The sequence below is a fragment of the Pseudomonas sp. CFBP 13602 genome (assembly GCF_014842725.1).
Taxonomy (GTDB): Bacteria; Pseudomonadota; Gammaproteobacteria; order Pseudomonadales; family Pseudomonadaceae; genus Aquipseudomonas; species Aquipseudomonas baltica.
Genome location: NZ_JACYVT010000004.1, coordinates 476,671 through 493,987, shown reverse-complemented (window position 1 = coordinate 493,987; position 17,317 = coordinate 476,671). Strand labels below are relative to the sequence as shown.

The following is a 17,317-nucleotide window of genomic DNA, read 5'->3' as shown; positions in this document are numbered from 1 at the left end:
TGAAGCTATGCGCCTTCAGGAGCTTTGCAATGAACCTAGACGCACTTACCCAACGCCTCCACCAGATACGCGAAAACAACGATTGGCGGCGCTTTCACAGCCCGAAGAACCTCGCCATGGCGGCCAGCGTGGAAATGTCCGAGCTGCTGGAAATCTTCCAGTGGCTGACCGAAGACCAGTCACGACAATTATCGGCCGAGCAGCTCGAACATGCCGGCCAGGAAGTCGGTGACGTGGTGCTGTACCTGTTGCTGCTGTGCAGCGAACTGGGCCTGGACATGGACCAGGTGGTACGCGCCAAGCTGGCCGACAGCGAGCGGCGGTTCGCACGATGAACGATCGCCATTTCGATCGACTGGCGACTCGCTTCGCCGAAAAGATCTATGGCGGTGCCAAGGGTGCGATCCGACTCGCCGTACTTCAGGCCGACCTGCGCGAGGCCTTGCCGCAGCGTCCTCTGCGGGTGCTGGATGTCGGCGGTGGCCTGGGACACATGGCGTTGTGGCTGGCCGAGCAAGGTCACCAGGTCACCCTAAGCGAACCGGCCGAACCGATGCTCGATGGCGCCCGCGAGCGTTTCGCCGCCGCAGGCCAGGACGCCACCTTCATCCAGGCGTCCTGGCAGCAGTTGCCCGAACTGGGGCTGCCTGCCTTCGACCTGGTGATCTGTCATGCGGTGCTGGAGTGGCTGGCCGAACCGCATGCCATTCTGCCGGTGCTGCATTCGCTGACCGCCGCCCATGGCTGGCTGTCGCTGGCGTTCTACAACCGCGACGCGCTAGTCTACCGCAACCTGCTCAAAGGCCACTTCCGCAAGCTGCACAGCAACGAGCTGGCGGGCGAGAAGCAGAGCCTGACGCCCCAGCAGCCGCTGGACCCGCGCGAACTGGCTGCGCAACTTGGAGGCGCGTGGCATGTCGAATCCATGAGTGGTGTGCGCGTGTTTCACGACTACATGCCCATCGACTTCCAGAAGCGCGCCGACCTGGAACAACTGGTGGAAATGGAGCTTGCCCATCGGCGGCATCCGGCGTTTGCCGGCCTGGGCCGTTACCTGCACTGGATCTGCCGCCCCGCTTGATCGGTATTTCGGAGACTGCCATGCGTCGCCTGTCACTTTGCGCTGTTTGCCTGGCCCTGGCGGCCTGCCAGAGCCCCAATCCCTATGTCGCCAGCTCCAGGCCCCTGCCACCTGCCCCCGCGCAGGCGGCGCAGACGTTCGATGCCAGTGCTTACCCCGCGCCTCCGCGCGACTATGCCCGGTATCGCAATTGGGCCTGGGCCAACGGGCAGCTACCGGCCGGGACCAGTTGGGCGGACTCTGCGCAGATCGCCGAAGCGGTCAGCAATGCCCTCGACCAGCGCGGCTTGCGCCCCCAGCGCAGTGGCGACAACGCCGACTTGCGGGTCGGCACCAGCCTGCGCATGGAAACCCGCCTGCAACAAACCCGCGACGATGTCGGCTACGGTGCTGGCTACGGACGCGGTTACGGCGGCTATGATCGCTACGACCGCTATGGCGGCTATGGCAGCTATCCGGTGGTACGCACCTACCAGATCCAGGTGATGGTGGTGCGCATCGACCTGTTCGACGGCAAGAGCGGCCAGCCCGTCTGGAGCGCAAGTGCTGAAACCAGCAGCCAGGGCAGCCTGAGCGATCGTAACGAGGCGTTACGCAACGCTGTGCAAAAAGCGCTGACGGCTTATCCTCCGTCCTGACCCACAGGAGATTTCACCATGTTGCGTCGCCTTGCCGTTCTACCGCTGGCGCTGTTGCTGAGCGCCTGTCAAACCCCTCGAGTCAATCATGATTTCGATGCCAGCCGTGACTTCGCGGCCTACCGCAGCTGGGCCTGGAAAGAGCCGGCGGTGCAATATCGGCCGGACGATCCACGGGTGCGCAGCGACCTCACCGAGCAGCGCATCCGCCAGGCCGTGAGCAGTCAGCTCGACCAGCGCGGACTGCGCCCAGCGGCTGCCGGTGGCCGTGCCGACGTCACGTTGCAAGCCTACTTGATCGTCGACAACCGTCAGCAGCAGGTCACGACCAATTATGGCGGTGGCTGGGGTGGGGGCTACTGGGGTCCGTATTGGGCCTCGCCCGCCATGAACGAAACGCGCAGCGTCGATTACAAGGTGGCGACCCTGCAGCTGGACATGCTCGATGCACGGGACGGCAAGCTGGTGTGGCGCGGCAGTACCGAGCAACTGGTCAACGACAATGCCGTTTCGCCGAGCGAGCGCAGCACTGTCATCCAGAAGGCGGTGAACGACATCCTGTCCACCTACCCGCCTCGCTGAGCCTGCCGCCAGCAGCAGCAGCAGCAAAAAAAGTGTCGCAGCAACCCCATCGTCAGCGTCAGGCGTCTAATCTGAAACAGAAGGTCTGTTTCAGAAGTGAGCCACTGCCGTATTCAAGTGGGTGCTGCCATGCCAAGTCTCGTTCTTCTCCTGTGGTTTACCCTGTGCGCCGAGCAGGACATCCGGCACCGGCGCATAGCCGACAAACTGACCGTCGGCGCAGGGGTGCTTGCGCTGGTGTGCCTGTTCGCTACCGGGCATACCTGGATCGGCTCGAGCATGGTCGAGGCGGCCGCAGCGCTGGTATTGAGCATGGCGTTGACCTTGCCTGGCTACCTCAATGGCCGCCTGAGCTGTGGCGAGGTCAAGCTGCTCTGGGCATTGGCGCTGGCTTCGGACAGCAGTCACCTGGTCGGCACGCTGATCGGCGGTATCGTGGCCCTGGTGCTGTGGGTCTTCGTGTCACCGATGATCTGGTACCGCTTGAGCATTCGCTATAGGCGCAAGGTGGAGTACCTGAACCCCGAGTCGGCAGCCGTGCTGCCGCTCACCCCGTTTCTGCTGGCAGGGTTCGTGCAGACATTGTTCTGGCTGAGCTGATAAGCCGGGTTGGCATCCGACAGGCTCAGTCCACCACAGTCAGCTCGGCCTTGGCAGTCTGCCCCGCCTCGTCCAGCACCGTGACCTGATAACGCCCCGCGCGCTCGAACACCGCGTTCAGGCCAATGCCCTGCGCACTGCTTTGCTGGGGCATGCCATTGATGAACCACCAACGCTGCCCCTGCCCGCCGAGTGTTTCGAGGTGTATCCGCAATGGGCCGGCGTCGGCAGCCGGGTGGCGCAGCCGATCACCGCTGCGCACGCCGACGATCGACAAGGGAGCCATGGCCGGCAACGGTGGCGCGGGGCATTGTGGATCCGAGTCCGGCACCCGCATCTGGCGATGTTCGGCCTTGGCCAGCCAGGGTTCGAGTGCGGCCGGCCACAGGGCGATGGAGCGTGCCTGGGCGCCGGGGCAGGAGGCACTGGTGCGCAGCCCTGCAGGCGAGAGCCAGACCTGTTCCTGCAGCCCGGTACCCAGCGGTTGGTCCAGCGCCTGCAAAGTGGGCGGGATGGTCTTGTCCAGTGTCCAGGCAAAGCGCTGGCGCCGACAGTTGGGGTCACGGCGATCCAGTGCTTGACCCAGCGGCCAGCATATCGCAGCCGCGCCGACGCTGGACGGTACGCGCTGGACAGGCGTCGAGATGGCCCGCTGCGCATCGCGGTTGCTCAGGACGTCGTGTACCTGCAGCATCAACGGCGCGGCCGAAGCCAGGCCGAACTGGCCGGGTACCGGGGTGCCATCCGGGCGACCGATCCATATTCCGATCAGATAACGCGGCCCGATGCCGATCGACCAGGCGTCACGAAAACCGTAACTGGTACCGGTCTTCCAGGCCAGCGCCGGACGCTGGACGAGTTCGGCGTGCAGGTCTTGATCCGGGCGTGCCTGCCCGCTGAGGATGCGCCGCACGATCCACGCCGCGCCCGCCGACATCATCGGCCGCTCGCGCAGTACATCCTGCGGTTGCCAACGCAGTGAGGCACTGTTGCCGCTGCGGGCGAAAGCACTGTAGGCGGCGACCAGATCGTCGAGCCGACTGCCCATCCCGCCCAGGATCATCGCCAGGTTGGGCTCGGCGGCCACGGGCCAGCTCAGGTGCAGGCCGCCGTTGCGCAACTGCGCGGCAAAGCGCTTGGGACCCAGCGCCTCGAGCACCTGCACCGCTGGCAGATTGAGCGACAGGGCCAGCGCCGAACTGGCCGCGACCGGACCGCTGAACCCTGCGGAAAAATTGCCGGGGCGGTAATCACCGTAGCGGCGCGGGACATCCTGCAACAGAGACTCGGAGTGAATCAGGCCGGCATCCATGGCCATGCCGTAAAGAAACGGCTTGAGCGTGGAGCCTGGCGACCTGACAGCACTGACCATGTCGACGTGACCGAAGCGCCGGTCATCGGCCAAGTCCACCGAGCCCAGGTAGGCACGCACGGCCATGGTCTGCGCATCCACCACCAGGATGGCCGCCGAGGTTCGCTCGGGCAGCCGCGCACGCCAGCCCAGCAGCAGGTCTTCCAGGCGCCGTTGCAGGCTGGCGTCGATCAAGGTGTGGATGAGCGGCGGGCTGTCGTTGCGGTTCAGGCGCCTGGCCAGCAATGGCGCCAACGCCGGCTCCTGGCGCGGGGCCAGCAACAAAGGCTCCTGTTGTGCTTCGCGTAACTGTGCAATGGGCCACACGCCGTGCTCGGCCATGCGCTTCAGCACTTTGTTGCGAGCGGCTTGCGCCTGCTGCGGATGGCGGTCGGGACGCAGGCGGCTGGGCGCTTGGGGCAACACCGCCAGCAAGGCGGCTTCGCTCCGGGTGAGCTGCGCAGGCGACTTGCCCAGATACGCCCAACTGGCCGCCGCCACACCCTGCAAGGTGCCGCCGAATGGCGCGCGGTTCAGGTACAGCGTGAGAATCTGCGTCTTGCTCAGGTGCCACTCCAGCTGCGCGGTTCGCCATAACTGATGCAGTTTGCCGGAGAAGGTCCGTGAATGCGGATCGAGCAAGCGCGCCACCTGCATCGACAACGTACTGCCGCCCGACAACACCCGACCGCCGCTGAGGTTGAGCCAGGCAGCACGAGCCAGTGCCAGCGGGTTGACCCCTGGATGCTGGTAGAACCAGCGGTCCTCGTAGGTCAGCAAAGCTTCGAGATAATAGGGCGAAACCTGGTCCACGCTGACCGGATATCGCCATACCCCTTCGGCATCGGCGAAACGCCACAGCGGTGTGCCGTCCTCGGCAAGTACCACGCGCGCCAGATCATCCCGGGGCAACGGTAGTGGCCAGAGGCGATCGGCCAGCCACAGAAGAACGACCGGCACACAAATCGCCAACAGCGCACGGCGCATGAATCTGCCTCGACGCGTTTTCGGAAAAACTGCAAAGCTGCGGCTCAAGTGCGCCAACCTTGCTGGCGCTGTCGGGAACTTGGTTCGCTGGCGCATGGCCAAAGGGGGCACAATGGCATGAATGCCACTAACCGAATCAGGACGCAACTATGCATGTAGAAGGCTTTTTCGAGTGGCTGGGGCAGGCCCTGGGCGCAATCATTCGCTGGGTGGTAGACAGCCTGAGCTGGCTGTTCAGCCTGCTCGGCAACGCGGGCGGAAATTTCGTCGACGGCCTGTCGAGGACCCTGGGCATGGACACCAATGTCGTTACCATCGCCGCGTTGATCGTCGGCTTGCTGTTCCTGTACTCCGCCGTCCGGGCTTTCATGCGTGCATCGATCATCATGGGTGTCATCTGGGCCGTACTGGGCCTGTGGTTGCTGAGCTGGATCATTCAGTGAGCCATGGGTCGAATGGCAAGGGCAGCCGTTCGCTGCCCCTGCCCGGCCTCACCTCGGGCGTACCGTCAGGTCCGCTGGCGTAGCACCGACAGCCTGCCAGTTGGGCCGGTACATCGATTCCACCTGCGGTGGCGGTACCTTGTAGATACCCGGCGTTACCGCACGCGCCAGATACAGCAGGTGGGTGCTGCCATAACCATCGAGCTTGAGTGCGGCCACGTAGCGGTCATCGCGAAACTCCTGATGCTGCAGATTGGCGTTTTGCATCGACTCACGCCACTGCCGGACGCTGCTGCTGGCGTTATCCAGGCTGGCGGCACTTTGCGCCAGGTTCTGGTTTTCGATTTCCAGGCCAGCGGGCAGCAGGTCGACGACCAGGGCATCGGGCACGCGCTGCTTGGCGCCCACCACCAGATGCACCAGCACCAGCTCGCCACTCTTGAGGGTATCGAGCTTGAGCGGCTCGCCGTCCAGGCCCAGGTATTGGCGACGGATCGACAGATTGTCTTGCTGCGGCGCCGGCGGCCGTACCGGATAGCCCGACAGCGTCACCTGCTGATACAGCGGCTGTTGTGCCTGGCTGGTAACGGTGAGCGACTCGGACAGCGCGCCGTCCGCCAGTTTCAGCGCCGGCTGGGCGTCACTCAACAGGTGACTGACGTCGGCGCTTTGTACCTGGGCAGTCCAGGCCTGCTCGGGCAAGGCCAGCGCATTGCGACCGGCCAGATACAAGGCATTGCGCTCCTGGGTCGATAGCCAACTGCTGCTGGCGAGCATATCCGAGAGGGTGAACAGGCGCTCTTCGAGTGTGGCTTTGCTCAGATCGTTCTCCTGCAGCAAGGCCAGGATCAACGCCTGGTCACGTAGCGGGCTGCCATAGTCGCCGAGCCAGTCGCTGTCGTTGCGTGCTGCCGCCAGACCGGCTTGCAGTACCTGATCGGCACGGGGCTGATCACCCATTTTCTGCAGGGCGATCGCCAATTGCACCAGTGGCAGGCCCGAGCGCGCATCGCTGCGCCGTTCGAACAGGCTGCGCAGTGCGCCTAGCGGTGCCTGTTGGCTACGCGCCAGCACCAGGCCGGCATAGGCCTGGACCGCAAAGCGGGTGTGGTCGAGATTGTCGCTGTAGTCAGCCTCGATCAAATCGCGCTCCTGCAGATAGCGCAACAGTCGCTCGCTGGCTTTCTTCACGGGCTCGGGCGGTACGGCGTAGCCCTGATCACGGGCACGCAGGAGGAAATCGGTCACGTAGGCAGTCAGCCAGTACTCTTCCTCGCCATCCGCACCCCACAGGCCGAAGCTGCCGTTGTAGCGCTGCATGCCCAGCAGCCGCTCGATACCGATGTCCATCTTGCGCGTGCGCTCGGCGTCGGTGTCGCTTTCCACACCCAGCTTTTTCAGGCTGGCGGCATCGGAATACAGCGACGGATACAGGCCACTGACGGTCTGCTCGAGGCAGCCGTAGGGGTACGCCTTGAGCGCCTTGATCTGCTCGCCGATGTTCAGCGGCGGCCGGTTCGACAGGCTGAGCAGGGCCTCGCGCCCGGCGGGCTCGAAGGGCGACAGGGCACCGGCGGGAAGCGTCCAGGGCTGATCCTTGAGCACGCTGCGCAGATGCCTGACCAGCGCCGGGTAAGCGGGGCGCACGCCCAGGGTCCAATCCCGGGTAATGGCTGGCAAGGTTTCGCCGGGCAGGTTCAGCCCGTCGATCCGTACCTTGATGTGCCCTTGGCCCAACCCGCCCGTAGCCTGTACCTGCACGTGCAGGGTCTGGCGTTGCCCCTTGGCCAGTTGCAGCGGTTGCCGGGGGGCGTCCAGCAGGGTCAACGGGCCGTCTGCGCTCACCTGCACGGTCAGGGTTTGCGCTCGTTCGGTGAGGTTGGTGATGTCGAGCGCAATGCGGGCCTGGTCGCCACCGGCCAGGAAGCGCGGCGCGGACAGTTCTGCAACCAGCGGCGCGGCGACCACCGTGCGCGCCTCGGCCATGCCGAAGCGATCATCGGTCCAGGCCTGGGCCATCACGCGCAGTTCGCCGTTGAAGTCCGGGATATCGAGGGTCAGCTGCCCCTCGCCTTGCTCGTTCAACGTCACCGGAGCGCTTTGCAACGCAACGATGGTGACGCTGGTCTGCGGGCGCTTGCCGCCCATGGCCAGATCGGCCGCGTCGCCACCGAACGCCAGGCTGGCCAGCCGGCCCTGCCCCGCTTCGATCAACTGCCCATAGATATCCAGTTGGTCGACGCCATAGCCCTTGCGGCCGAACAGCGCAGCGAAAGGATCGGGGGTGGCGTACTGGGTGATATTGAGGATACCGACGTCCACCGCCGCCAATAGCACATGGGCCTGGCGTGGGATGCTGCCGTCGCTGTTGCGGGCCGTCACCTTGACCGTGAGGGGCTGCTGCGGGCGCATGCTCGCAGGCGCGTCGAGAGTCACCGCCAGCTTGCGTGGGGCGCGATCGAGCGGCAGGTGCAGCAGGCCGACCGCACGCTTGGGGGTGACGTTGGCCTTGCGTTCGCCGGGGCGGACCACCAGCGCGCTGATGTAGAGGTCATGGCGGGCCCATTTCGGATCGACCTTGATGTCGAAGGCCTTGCCTTCGGCGGGTACGTCGATCTCCTGCCACCACAAGGGGCCCTCGGCGGACTCCACCAGCAGATAGCCGGTACCGGCTGCAGGCGGCGTCACTGTCACCCTGGCCGTATCGCCATCTGCGTAGTGGGGTTTGTCCAGGGCGAGCTTGACCTGATCGGGGCGTACCGCGCCGCCTTCGGTGTTGTCCTGCCAGCTGTAGCCGGCCCAGAAACGCAGGCTGCTGACCAGCCCGGTTTGCGGATCTTCGACCTCGACCCGGTACGGCCCCCACTCAACGGGAAAGCTGACCTTGGCGGTGCCACCCTCGGCAACTGCAACGGTTTCCTCGCTCAGGTTCAGGTATTTTTCGTTGTAGTTGTAGCTCCAGCCGTCGCTTTCGGAGTAGTTCCAGTAGTAATCGCGACGCTCGCGCACCAGGCGTACCTTGAGGGCATCGGCAGCCAGCTTGCGACCCTGGGCGTCGGCGACGAGCAATTCGAACTCGGCCGGTCCATCGCCGTCCACGTTCTTGCCTTCGAACGTTCCTCGCACACCGGGCAGGCGGTCCGCAGGCCATACCGGTTGCACCAGGCGACGGGTGATGGGCCGGCCACCGGATTCCTGCAGGCTGGCTTGCAGCACGACCTGCAGCGGGGACCTGGTTTCGCTCCAGCGGCTATCGATGGCCAGAGTCGCCCTGCCTTGCGCGTCGAGGGTGGTCTCGTCCAGCTCCAGGTCCTGACTGAGCTCGCCTTCGGTCAGCGAACCGAACTGGAACCCGGGCAGCGTCGACACCGCTTCGCGCAGCGGACGCACGTAAACCTGACCGCTCAAACGATTGCCCGCAGCCGGCGCGCCGTACAGATAGCGGCCGGTCACGTCGACAGCCAGCGCATCGGCGGGCGCGATGGGCGTGTCCGCGCCCTTGAGGTCCAGCGCCATGCGCTCGGGGAGAAAATCTTCCACCTGAAATTCGTGAACCTGAGGCTTGCCGTCGCCCAGGTCGAGCAGCAGTTGCCAGCGCCCGGTCGGCGCTTCGCCAGCCAGTGGCAACTGGTACTGATACAGGCCGGAGGCGTCTGGCTGCCAGACGAATTTGCGACTGAGCTGGTCGTCCGGGCGGCGCACCTCGACGCTTACCGGTTGCGGTTTGACCGGGTGCCCGTCGTTGTCGCGCAACAGGGCATTGAGCAGCACGGTTTCACCGGGACGGTAGAGGTCTCGCGGACCGAAGACGAAAAACTGCAACGGGTGTGCCTTGGCTCCGGCGATGTCGAACTCGGCCAGATCCAGTGCCGCAGTGTTCAGGCGCAGCAGGCTGGTCTGGTCGCCCTGATGCGCCAGCAATACTTCGGCTTTCACCGGCGAGGCGAGTTCGGCATGGCCGGAGGCGTCGGTCTTGCCTTCGCCGATGACCCGGCCCTGGGCGTCGAGCAGCTGCAGGCTGACGTCGCCCAAGGCCTTGCCGCCCTCCAAGGCCTGGGTGAATACATCCATGCGGTCGGCATAGCGATGCACGGACAGGCCGATATCGCTGAGGGTGAACAGCGTCGCCGGCTGCGCATAGTCGTAGCTGCCGGAGGCACGCATCACCGCCAGATAGACGCCTGGTTGCTGCAATGGCTTGATGCCGCCGAGGGGCAACAGCAGGGTCTCGCGGGTATTGCGTGCGGGATCGAGATCGAAGCGACCGCCGTAGACCAGTTCGGCCATGGGCAACAGCTCGCGCGATTCGTAGCTTTGCAGGCTGCTGTTGCGGCCCCAGCGGCTGAGAAAGGCCGGCAGTTGCTCGGGTCGTACGCGGAAGAACTCGACGTCGACCTTGTCGACATTCAGGGCGATGACCGGCAAGCCTTCGGCCAGCCGGGTGGGCAACAGCGAGCCGCGGCTGGCGAAGCCCACGGTGGGTTGCAGGTCTCGGGTTTCAAGACGAACGGTGTGTGGCGCAGCCAGGGTGTTCTGGTTCACGGAGAGCAGCCCGGCATCGACCGTGAGCACCAGCTTGCGCTTGGGCTCCAGGTGGCGAAAGCGCAACTCCATGAGGTTGTCGGACAGTTCCCAGGCGCCGTCCAGCTTGCCGCGGGTGCTGTCGACCAAGTGAACCTTGTCGGCGAAGTTCTGCTTGGGATCCAGCGGTGCGGTGAAGGTCACTGAAAGGGTGCTGGCACCGTCCAGCTGGACTTCGGAGGCGTCGGCTACGGCGAGTTCACGGCCCTTGTAGCGTTGCGCCAGGGCCGGCAGATCGACGCTCGCCACAGGCTTGGGCACCGCATTCACGGCAGCAGGTGGCGGGGGCTCGACAGGTTTCTCCGATGTCGATGAATCGCACCCGCCAAGCAGGGCCAGGGCGCAGGCCAGAAACAGTCCTTTGTTCAATTCGAGGTACCCAAGGCAGTGAAAAGCAAGGCTGGGAATATATATCAATATTGATGGTTTCGTGGCCGGGGTTACCGGCTGAGACAAGTGTAGTGAAGTGTGTAGGGTATACCGCGCGGATTCCTTCGCGGCCACGGACCGCTCCTACAGTGGGGTGGGCTACAATCGCGGCCCCGACTTCGGAGCTTACATGGCCATCCTACTGACCGATTGGCGCCATCGCCCTACTCACAAGAGGGTCTGGGCCCTGGCTGCGCCGATGATCCTGTCCAACCTGTCGGTGCCCCTGGTGACGCTGGTGGACAGCGCGGTGATCGGCCATCTGCCCCATGCCCACCAGTTGGGCGCAGTGGCCGTGGGGGGCAGCCTGTTCACCTTCATGGTGTCGCTGATGAGTTTTCTGCGCATGGGCACCACGGGGTTCGCCGCACAGGCTGCCGGACGCCATGATGGTCGTGCACTGCGCCAGATTCTGGTGCAGGGTCTGGCCCTCGGCCTGCTGTTCTCCTTGCTGCTATGCGTGCTGGCGCTGCCCTTCAGCCATCTGGCCCTGAGCTTCATGGCACCGTCTGCGGCACTGGAACAAGCCACCCACGATTTCTTCCAGACACGTCTGCTGGGGCTGCCTGCCGCGCTGGCCAGCTACGCCTTGATCGGCTGGTTCCTTGGTACCCAGAATGCCCGCGCGCCGTTGCAACTGCTGCTGACCACCAACCTGGTCAACATCGCCCTTAACCTGTGGTTCGTGCTCGGCCTGGACTGGGGCGTGATCGGCTCGGCGCGCGCCTCGGTGATAGCCGAATGGGTCGGCGCCCTGCTCGGCCTGGCACTTACCCGGCCCTCCCTGCGAGCGTATCCGGGAGCCATGGCCTGGGCGGCGCTGAGGTCATGGCGCAACTGGCGCCCGCTGCTGGGGGTCAACCGCGATATTTTCCTGCGCAGTCTGGCGCTGTCCGGGGTCTTTCTGCTGATCACCATCCAGGGCGCCCGCTTCGGCGATGCTACTGTGGCCGCCAATGCGCTGTTGCTCAATGGCCTGTTGATAACTGCCTATGCGCTGGACGGCCTGGCCCACGCGGTCGAAGCCCTGTGCGGCCACGCCATCGGTGCGCGCGATCGGCAGACGCTGCGCCGCTCGATGGTGGTGTCCCTGGGGTGGTCGCTGATTGCCAGCGGCGGGTTTGCCGTACTGTTTCTGCTGGGCGGGCATGTGTTCATCAACCTGCAGACCGATATTGCCAGTGTCCGCGAGGCGGCCTACCCGTTCCTGCCATACCTGGCGGTGCTGCCGCTGATTGCGGTAGGCAGCTACCTGCTGGACGGCCTGTTCATCGGCGCCACCCGCGCCCGGGAGATGCGCAATGCCATGCTGGTCAGCGTAGCGGTGATGTTGCCGATCGGCTGGTGGAGCACCGGGTTCGGGAATCATGGCCTGTGGATCAGTTTCCTGCTGTTCATGGCGCTGCGTGCGGCGACGCTGGGGTGGATTGCGTGGCGGTTGCAGCGCAGGGATGAATGGGTATCGTAGCGGATGGGTATGAACGATGTTCCACACTCCGTTCACAGCTTCTATACCTCGAACAGCACCCATATATCCCTATGGCAAGAATTTCAATACGATAAACTGACAATCAATCAGCTAAACGTTGTTGGTCAATGCCGGCACTTTCTTATAACAGGAAGAGTCAACATCCAATCTGCATAGAATACAGCAAAACTTCGCGAGATCATTACTAGAGGTAACAAGGCCTTCTCTGCACTTTCACAACTCCGCCTCCAACCAACTGTAACCATTAGTTAAAATCACGCTGACAAGCGATACATATTCATATCCTGCCTATAGACTACCCCGCCTTCCACTTCACTATCGATTGGAAATCCGTAAATAAGGAATAGGGATGCCTACACTTCGTAGTTTGTTTGCCACCACGCTTATCGTATTAACCACTGGCTGCGCGAGCGGACTCAACTCCGCCCAGCAATCCGAACTTGCCATGCTCCGCGCCAAAAACCTCGCCGTGGAAGTCAAACAACCCGTCCTCGGTGCCGGCCTTGGGCTATTGCCTGGCGGTGGGTCGTTTTATGGCCGCGCCTATGGCTGGGGCGTCGTCAACCTGCTTCTGTGGCCAGCGTCCATTCTATGGGACCCGGTCAGCGGCTACGACGCTGCCGAAACTTTGAACTATCACGCTAGCAGAGAGCATGTCGCCAGCTTGAGAAAACATGACATGAACGAGCTTGACTCCAAGCTCACCACCAATGAGATCGATCTGAAAGCCTACACACTAGAAAAGCGCAAGATCGAAGATAAATACCAGTGAGCCTTTGACCTCACAGAAAAAGCCTGCCATAGAGCGGGCTTTTTCCATATGGACTTTTGATAATAGCAGAATGCTTGGATGCTGCTTCCAAGGCTCTTGCAACTGTAAAATTCCGCCCTCACACTGAAACGCGCCAAGCTCTGGCTCAATGACCTCTGCACCCCGCACTTTCAGCATCTACCATAATAAAATCTGACAATAACGTCTGCGGCGAACCGGCAAGATTCATTTATTCGCGCAAACGGACTTCCGCTGCTCCAGGCTTGGCCTTGACGAACCGCTCGACGTCCTCCAGCACGGGTGCCAGCCAGCGCAGTGGCCAGGCAAAGGAGGCGATCAGGGTGCGGTGGTTCAGGCGCCGGTAATAGCGCTCCTGCACGGGGACGCCGGCGGCGCGCAGTCGGCGGGCCAGGCCCTCACTATTGCGCACGGGGTCGACGGTGCTGTCGTGCGTGGCGGCGATCAACAATGCCGGGGGCGAGCCTGCCAGAGACTGGTTGATGGGTTGCGATTGGGGCGGTGAATCGGGGAAGAAGAATACCGGCTTGGCTTCGGGATTCTCGATCGGCAAGAAATCATAGGGGCCGGCCAGGCCGATCCAGCCGCGCAGCGCATTGGCGGGGACCCCGGCTTTACGCAGCCACTGCGGATCCAGGGCAAGCATGGCCGCGTTATAGCCGCCGGAGCTGTGGCCCATCACGAACAGACGGCGAACGTCGCCACCGTACCGAGCAATGTTTCGATAGGTCCAGGCAACGGCATCGGCGCCGTCTTCGAGAAAGCTGGGATAGCGCACCTGTGGATAGAGGCGGTAGTCGGCGACCACCACCAGCAACCCACGGGCGGCCAACGCCTGGGCGACGAAACGATAGTCGCCTCGCTCGCCGCTGTTCCAGGTACCCCCATAGAAAAAAACCACCACCGGAGTATCCGGCAGTGGTCGAGTGGGGCGGTACACGTCCAGCTTCTGCCGCGGATCGGCGCCGTAGGCTACGCCCTGCGTGAGCTGGTAGCCGCCGGACGCCGTCACGGCATCCAGAGTGTGCAGCCCGGAACAAGCGCTTAGCAGCCCCAGCAAGGCGGCGAGCGCGAGGAGCCGGGCAACCAGACCCACTCGTTACGACGACAGGTACGAAGAACGCGTCAAGCCCAGGCGCAAGGCGTCCAGGTACTGGGTGCGCTCGCGCGCGGTGATCTTGGCGCTGGCAACCTTGTCGCGGTAATGCGTCATCAACTCTTCGGGAGACAGATGCACGTAGCGCAGCATGTCTTCGATGGTGTCGTGGGTTTCGATGCCGGCGCTGTAGACGCTGCCGTCCTGGCGCTGATAGATGTTCACCGAGTCGGTGTCACCGAACAGGTTGTGCATGTCACCGAGGATCTCCTGGTACGCGCCGACCAGGAAGATACCCAGCAGGTAATCCTCGCCCTGGTTGACGGCGTGCACCGGCAGGCTGGTTTCGATGCTCTGTTCATCGACGTACTGCTTGATCTTGCCGTCGGAATCGCAGGTCAGGTCCTGCAGTACGGCACGGCGCAGCGGCTCTTCGTCGAGACGGTGCAGCGGCAGGATCGGCAGTACCTGGCCGATGGCCCAGGTATCGGGCAGGCTCTGGAACACCGAGAAGTTGCAGATGTACTTGTCGGCGAGCTTGTCGTTGAGCTCGTCCAGCACCTGGCGATGCGAGCGCTGACGGGCCTTGAGCGAGTTGTGCAGGCGGCGGCACACAGCGAAGTAGCACTGTTCGGCCAGGGCCTTCTGCGCCAGGGTGACCTTGCCGTCGGCGTACTGCGCCGCGATGTCGCTGATGTAGTGGGTCGCGCGCCAGTAGTTTTCAGTGACCATCTCGATGTCGGTCGGACCCAGCAGATCGACCAGCCACTGCAGGGTTTCGGGCAGGCTTTGCTTGTCGACGATCTCGGGCACTTCGTCGTTGTGACGCTCGACGTCGGTGACCTGCACCACCAGCATGGCGTGATGCGCAGTCAGCGAGCGGCCACTCTCCGAGAAGATGTGCGGATGCGGCATGCCCTGGGCATCGCAGAACTCCTTGAGCATCCCCACCACGACACCGGCGTAGTCGTCCATGTCATAGTTGATCGAGCTGGCATTGCGCGAGTGAGTGCCGTCGTAGTCCACACCCAGGCCGCCGCCCACATCGATGTGATCGACCGGCAGGCCCAGCGAACGCAGCTCGCCGTAATAGCGAATGGCTTCTTTGAAACCGTGCTGGTAGTCCGCCAGGTTGGCGATCTGCGAGCCCATGTGGAAGTGCAGCAGGCGGATGCCCTGGTCCACGCCCGCTTCGCGGAAGCGCTCGACGACCGACAGCAACTGGGCGGCAGACAGGCCGAACTTGGATTTCTCACCGCCGGTGTCGGCCCACTTGCTCGAAGCCAGGGACGACAGGCGCACGCGCAGACCGATCTGCGGCTTGACCTTGAGCTCGGCCGCCTCTTCGATCACCAGCGCCACTTCGGACTCTTTCTCGATGACGATGAAGACGTTGTGACCCAGCTTCTGGCCGATCAGGGCCAGGCGGATGAATTCGCGGTCCTTGTAGCCGTTGCAGACGATGGTCCCGCCCTTGGGCGCCAGGGCCAGCACGGCCAGCAGCTCCGGCTTGGAGCCGGCTTCCAGGCCGATCGACACGCCTTCGGTGGCGATGATGTTTTCCACCACCGCTTCCTGCTGGTTCACCTTGATCGGATACAGCGCGGTGTAGCGACTCTGGTAGTCCAGGCGAGCGATGTTGGCATCGAAGGCACCGGTCAGCTGGCGTACGCGGTCTTGCAGGATATCGGGGAAGCGCACCAGCAGCGGCAGCGACAGGCCGCTCTTGCGCAGTTGGTCGACCTGCTCGTAAAGATCGATCGGCGAGCTGTCCGGGCCGTTCGGACGAACCTCGACACGGCCGGCCTCGTTGATGGCGAAATAACCAGCGCCCCAATGGCGAATGCCATAAACGCTGCGGCTGTCGGCCACGGTCCACTGGCTGCCATCGTCTTTACGTGTGCGTCGTACGGACATCGAGGTCCCCTATGAAAAAGTCGGTTGTCGCGGGCCGTCGGGCCCTGCGCAGTGTAGAAGGTAAAGATGACGATTGCTGCGCCTGCAGGGGTAGACCCCGGCGAGTACTTCAAGTTTACAAGGTGTGCGGCTCAACCACCGGACTTGCGGGCCTTGAAGCCCTGCTTGACCAGCTCGGCGAGCAGCAGCTCGACATGGTCGCCCTGGATTTCGATGACGCCGTCTTTCAACGCACCGCCTGTGCCGCAACGGCGCTTGAGGGTGGTCGCCAGTTCCTTGAGCGCATCGGCAGGGAGTGGGACACCGGTGATGGTGGTCACGGTCTTGCCGCCGCGACCTTTGCTTTCGCGCCGCACGCGGGCGATGCCGTCGCCCTCGGGCACGGCCGTTTGCTTGCAGGTGCAGGCGTCGATGGGCTGACGGCAGTCCGGACAATGCCGACCGCTGTCGGTGGAGAACACCAGGCCGCCGAGGGCGGCGAAGGATGCGGCTTTCTTGGCCACCGGCATGCCTCATGTGAAGTGGATCAGGCCGAGCAGTTTAGCGGGAAACCGGGTGCATGCTAAGTGCCTGGTGGAGGCAATTGCCGAGGATCGAATGATTTCATGAAGTGCGAGGCTGTACAGGTAATACCGCGATGCCCGTTTCACGGCCGATGACCGCTCCTACAGGGCGCAGGGGATGCACGTAGGAGCGGTCAGCGGTCGCGAAAAGCACAGCGTGGTGTATCAGGCGAGCCGCGTCGTGTGATTCACGGCCGATGGCCGCTCCTACATGATGGTGCGCGGAGTCAGGCGTTGTCCCGGCAGGTCAGGAATCGCAGCAATGCAGCCAGGGAATCGGGGCAATAGGGCTCGGTGGTGCTTTCATCCAGAGCCTGCTGGACCGGGACGAACCGGGCCTCCAGCACTTCCTCGGGCTGCAGCTCCAGTGGGCCGTCCCACACCGCGGAGAACACCGCACACCAGACTCGGTTGCCCGGCTGGTCGAACAGAAAATGCTCGTGTGCAGTCAGTTGGACGCCACGCACACCCAGTTCTTCCTCGAGTTCGCGCGCGGCTGATTCGATGTAGGTCTCGTTGCCCTGCACCATGCCACCTGCAGCCACGTCCCAGTAGCCAGGGTAGATCGCCTTGCTCAAGGTGCGCCGGTGCACGCACAGCTCGCCCTGGCTGTTGAACAGGAGGATGTAGGTGCCGCGGCCGATCAGCCCACGTTCGCGCAGCTCTGACCTGGGCAAGGTCCCCAGCAGCTGATCGGACTCGTCGACCCAGGCGATCGACTCGGCATCGGACGCTGCACGATGTTCGACCTCCTGGGTCGAGATCGGCAT

The 17,317-nt window shown here is 63.7% G+C and carries 14 protein-coding genes; 8 read left to right on the top strand and 6 right to left on the bottom strand.

Annotation, left to right across the window (positions count from 1 at the left end):
• Positions 1-29: 29 nt before the first annotated feature.
• The 5 genes from IFU31_RS11090 to IFU31_RS11070 all read left to right on the top strand — a co-directional run bounded on the left by IFU31_RS11090 (position 30) and on the right by IFU31_RS11070 (position 2,901).
• Positions 30-335: a MazG-like family protein gene (locus IFU31_RS11090; RefSeq protein WP_122480292.1), complete on the top strand. Its 306-nt coding sequence runs from the start codon at positions 30-32 to the stop codon at positions 333-335.
• The gene (locus tag IFU31_RS11085) at positions 332-1,081 is read left to right on the top strand and encodes a methyltransferase domain-containing protein (protein WP_192102941.1); all 750 of its coding nucleotides are present in this window, start codon (positions 332-334) and stop codon (positions 1,079-1,081) included. The genes IFU31_RS11090 and IFU31_RS11085 overlap by 4 nt, the downstream gene beginning before the upstream one ends.
• Before the next feature lie 20 nt (positions 1,082-1,101).
• The gene (locus IFU31_RS11080) at positions 1,102-1,719 is read left to right on the top strand and encodes a DUF4136 domain-containing protein (protein ID WP_192102939.1); all 618 of its coding nucleotides are present in this window, start codon (positions 1,102-1,104) and stop codon (positions 1,717-1,719) included.
• 18 nt (positions 1,720-1,737) lie between these two features.
• The gene (locus IFU31_RS11075; RefSeq protein WP_122480295.1) at positions 1,738-2,301 is read left to right on the top strand and encodes a DUF4136 domain-containing protein; all 564 of its coding nucleotides are present in this window, start codon (positions 1,738-1,740) and stop codon (positions 2,299-2,301) included.
• A gap of 129 nt (positions 2,302-2,430) precedes the next feature.
• Positions 2,431-2,901 (top strand): prepilin peptidase, encoded by a 471-nt coding sequence (locus IFU31_RS11070; RefSeq protein WP_192059136.1) that lies wholly within the window; start codon positions 2,431-2,433, stop codon positions 2,899-2,901.
• Positions 2,902-2,926: 25 nt separating this feature from the next.
• Here IFU31_RS11070 and pbpC read toward each other — a convergent pair whose 3' ends face one another.
• The gene (gene pbpC / locus IFU31_RS11065) at positions 2,927-5,335 is read right to left on the bottom strand and encodes a peptidoglycan glycosyltransferase PbpC (RefSeq protein ID WP_446731027.1); all 2,409 of its coding nucleotides are present in this window, start codon (positions 5,333-5,335) and stop codon (positions 2,927-2,929) included.
• 53 nt (positions 5,336-5,388) lie between these two features.
• Here pbpC and IFU31_RS11060 point away from each other — a divergent pair, with 53 nt between their 5' ends.
• Entirely contained in the window at positions 5,389-5,682 is a 294-nt protein-coding gene (locus tag IFU31_RS11060) for a hypothetical protein (protein WP_122480298.1), read from the top strand.
• 48 nt (positions 5,683-5,730) lie between these two features.
• On the opposite strand, the gene IFU31_RS11055 is transcribed toward IFU31_RS11060, so the two are convergent.
• Positions 5,731-10,632, bottom strand: coding sequence for an alpha-2-macroglobulin family protein (locus IFU31_RS11055; protein WP_192102935.1), 4,902 nt, complete (start codon positions 10,630-10,632; stop codon positions 5,731-5,733).
• Positions 10,633-10,822: 190 nt separating this feature from the next.
• On the opposite strand from IFU31_RS11055, the gene IFU31_RS11050 reads away from it, so the two are divergent.
• Together IFU31_RS11050 and IFU31_RS11045 are read left to right on the top strand one after the other, a co-directional pair.
• A complete protein-coding gene (locus IFU31_RS11050; protein ID WP_192102934.1) occupies positions 10,823-12,160 on the top strand; it encodes an MATE family efflux transporter in 1,338 nt (445 codons plus the stop codon).
• Positions 12,161-12,530: 370 nt separating this feature from the next.
• Positions 12,531-12,953 (top strand): hypothetical protein, encoded by a 423-nt coding sequence (locus tag IFU31_RS11045; protein WP_192102933.1) that lies wholly within the window; start codon positions 12,531-12,533, stop codon positions 12,951-12,953.
• Between the two features lie 229 nt (positions 12,954-13,182).
• On the opposite strand, the gene IFU31_RS11040 is transcribed toward IFU31_RS11045, so the two are convergent.
• From IFU31_RS11040 to IFU31_RS11025, 4 genes are all read right to left on the bottom strand, one after another.
• Positions 13,183-14,067 carry an alpha/beta hydrolase gene (locus IFU31_RS11040; protein ID WP_446731026.1) on the bottom strand — a complete coding sequence of 295 codons (885 nt, stop codon included), beginning with the start codon at positions 14,065-14,067 and terminating at the stop codon, positions 13,183-13,185.
• A 3-nt stretch (positions 14,068-14,070) separates the two neighbouring features.
• Entirely contained in the window at positions 14,071-15,984 is a 1,914-nt protein-coding gene (gene speA, locus IFU31_RS11035) for an arginine decarboxylase (RefSeq protein WP_122480302.1), read from the bottom strand.
• Between the two features lie 131 nt (positions 15,985-16,115).
• Complete coding sequence (locus tag IFU31_RS11030) at positions 16,116-16,487, bottom strand: translation initiation factor Sui1 (RefSeq protein ID WP_122796597.1); 372 nt, start codon at positions 16,485-16,487, stop codon at positions 16,116-16,118.
• A gap of 287 nt (positions 16,488-16,774) precedes the next feature.
• Positions 16,775-17,317: an NUDIX hydrolase gene (locus IFU31_RS11025; RefSeq protein WP_122480303.1), complete on the bottom strand. Its 543-nt coding sequence runs from the start codon at positions 17,315-17,317 to the stop codon at positions 16,775-16,777.

Excerpts from the sequence above, each read along its gene's own strand:
- IFU31_RS11090 (WP_122480292.1), top strand. The coding sequence starts at position 30 with ATGAACCTAGACGCACTTACCCAACGCCTCCACCAGATACGCGAAAAC.
- IFU31_RS11045 (WP_192102933.1), top strand. The coding sequence starts at position 12,531 with ATGCCTACACTTCGTAGTTTGTTTGCCACCACGCTTATCGTATTAACC.
- IFU31_RS11050 (WP_192102934.1), top strand. The coding sequence starts at position 10,823 with ATGGCCATCCTACTGACCGATTGGCGCCATCGCCCTACTCACAAGAGG.
- IFU31_RS11075 (WP_122480295.1), top strand. The coding sequence starts at position 1,738 with ATGTTGCGTCGCCTTGCCGTTCTACCGCTGGCGCTGTTGCTGAGCGCC.
- IFU31_RS11025 (WP_122480303.1), bottom strand. The coding sequence starts at position 17,317 with ATGCCGATCTCGACCCAGGAGGTCGAACATCGTGCAGCGTCCGATGCC.
- IFU31_RS11070 (WP_192059136.1), top strand. The coding sequence starts at position 2,431 with ATGCCAAGTCTCGTTCTTCTCCTGTGGTTTACCCTGTGCGCCGAGCAG.
- IFU31_RS11085 (WP_192102941.1), top strand. The coding sequence starts at position 332 with ATGAACGATCGCCATTTCGATCGACTGGCGACTCGCTTCGCCGAAAAG.
- IFU31_RS11080 (WP_192102939.1), top strand. The coding sequence starts at position 1,102 with ATGCGTCGCCTGTCACTTTGCGCTGTTTGCCTGGCCCTGGCGGCCTGC.
- speA (WP_122480302.1), bottom strand. The coding sequence starts at position 15,984 with ATGTCCGTACGACGCACACGTAAAGACGATGGCAGCCAGTGGACCGTG.
- IFU31_RS11060 (WP_122480298.1), top strand. The coding sequence starts at position 5,389 with ATGCATGTAGAAGGCTTTTTCGAGTGGCTGGGGCAGGCCCTGGGCGCA.
- pbpC (WP_446731027.1), bottom strand. The coding sequence starts at position 5,335 with ATGCGCCAGCGAACCAAGTTCCCGACAGCGCCAGCAAGGTTGGCGCAC.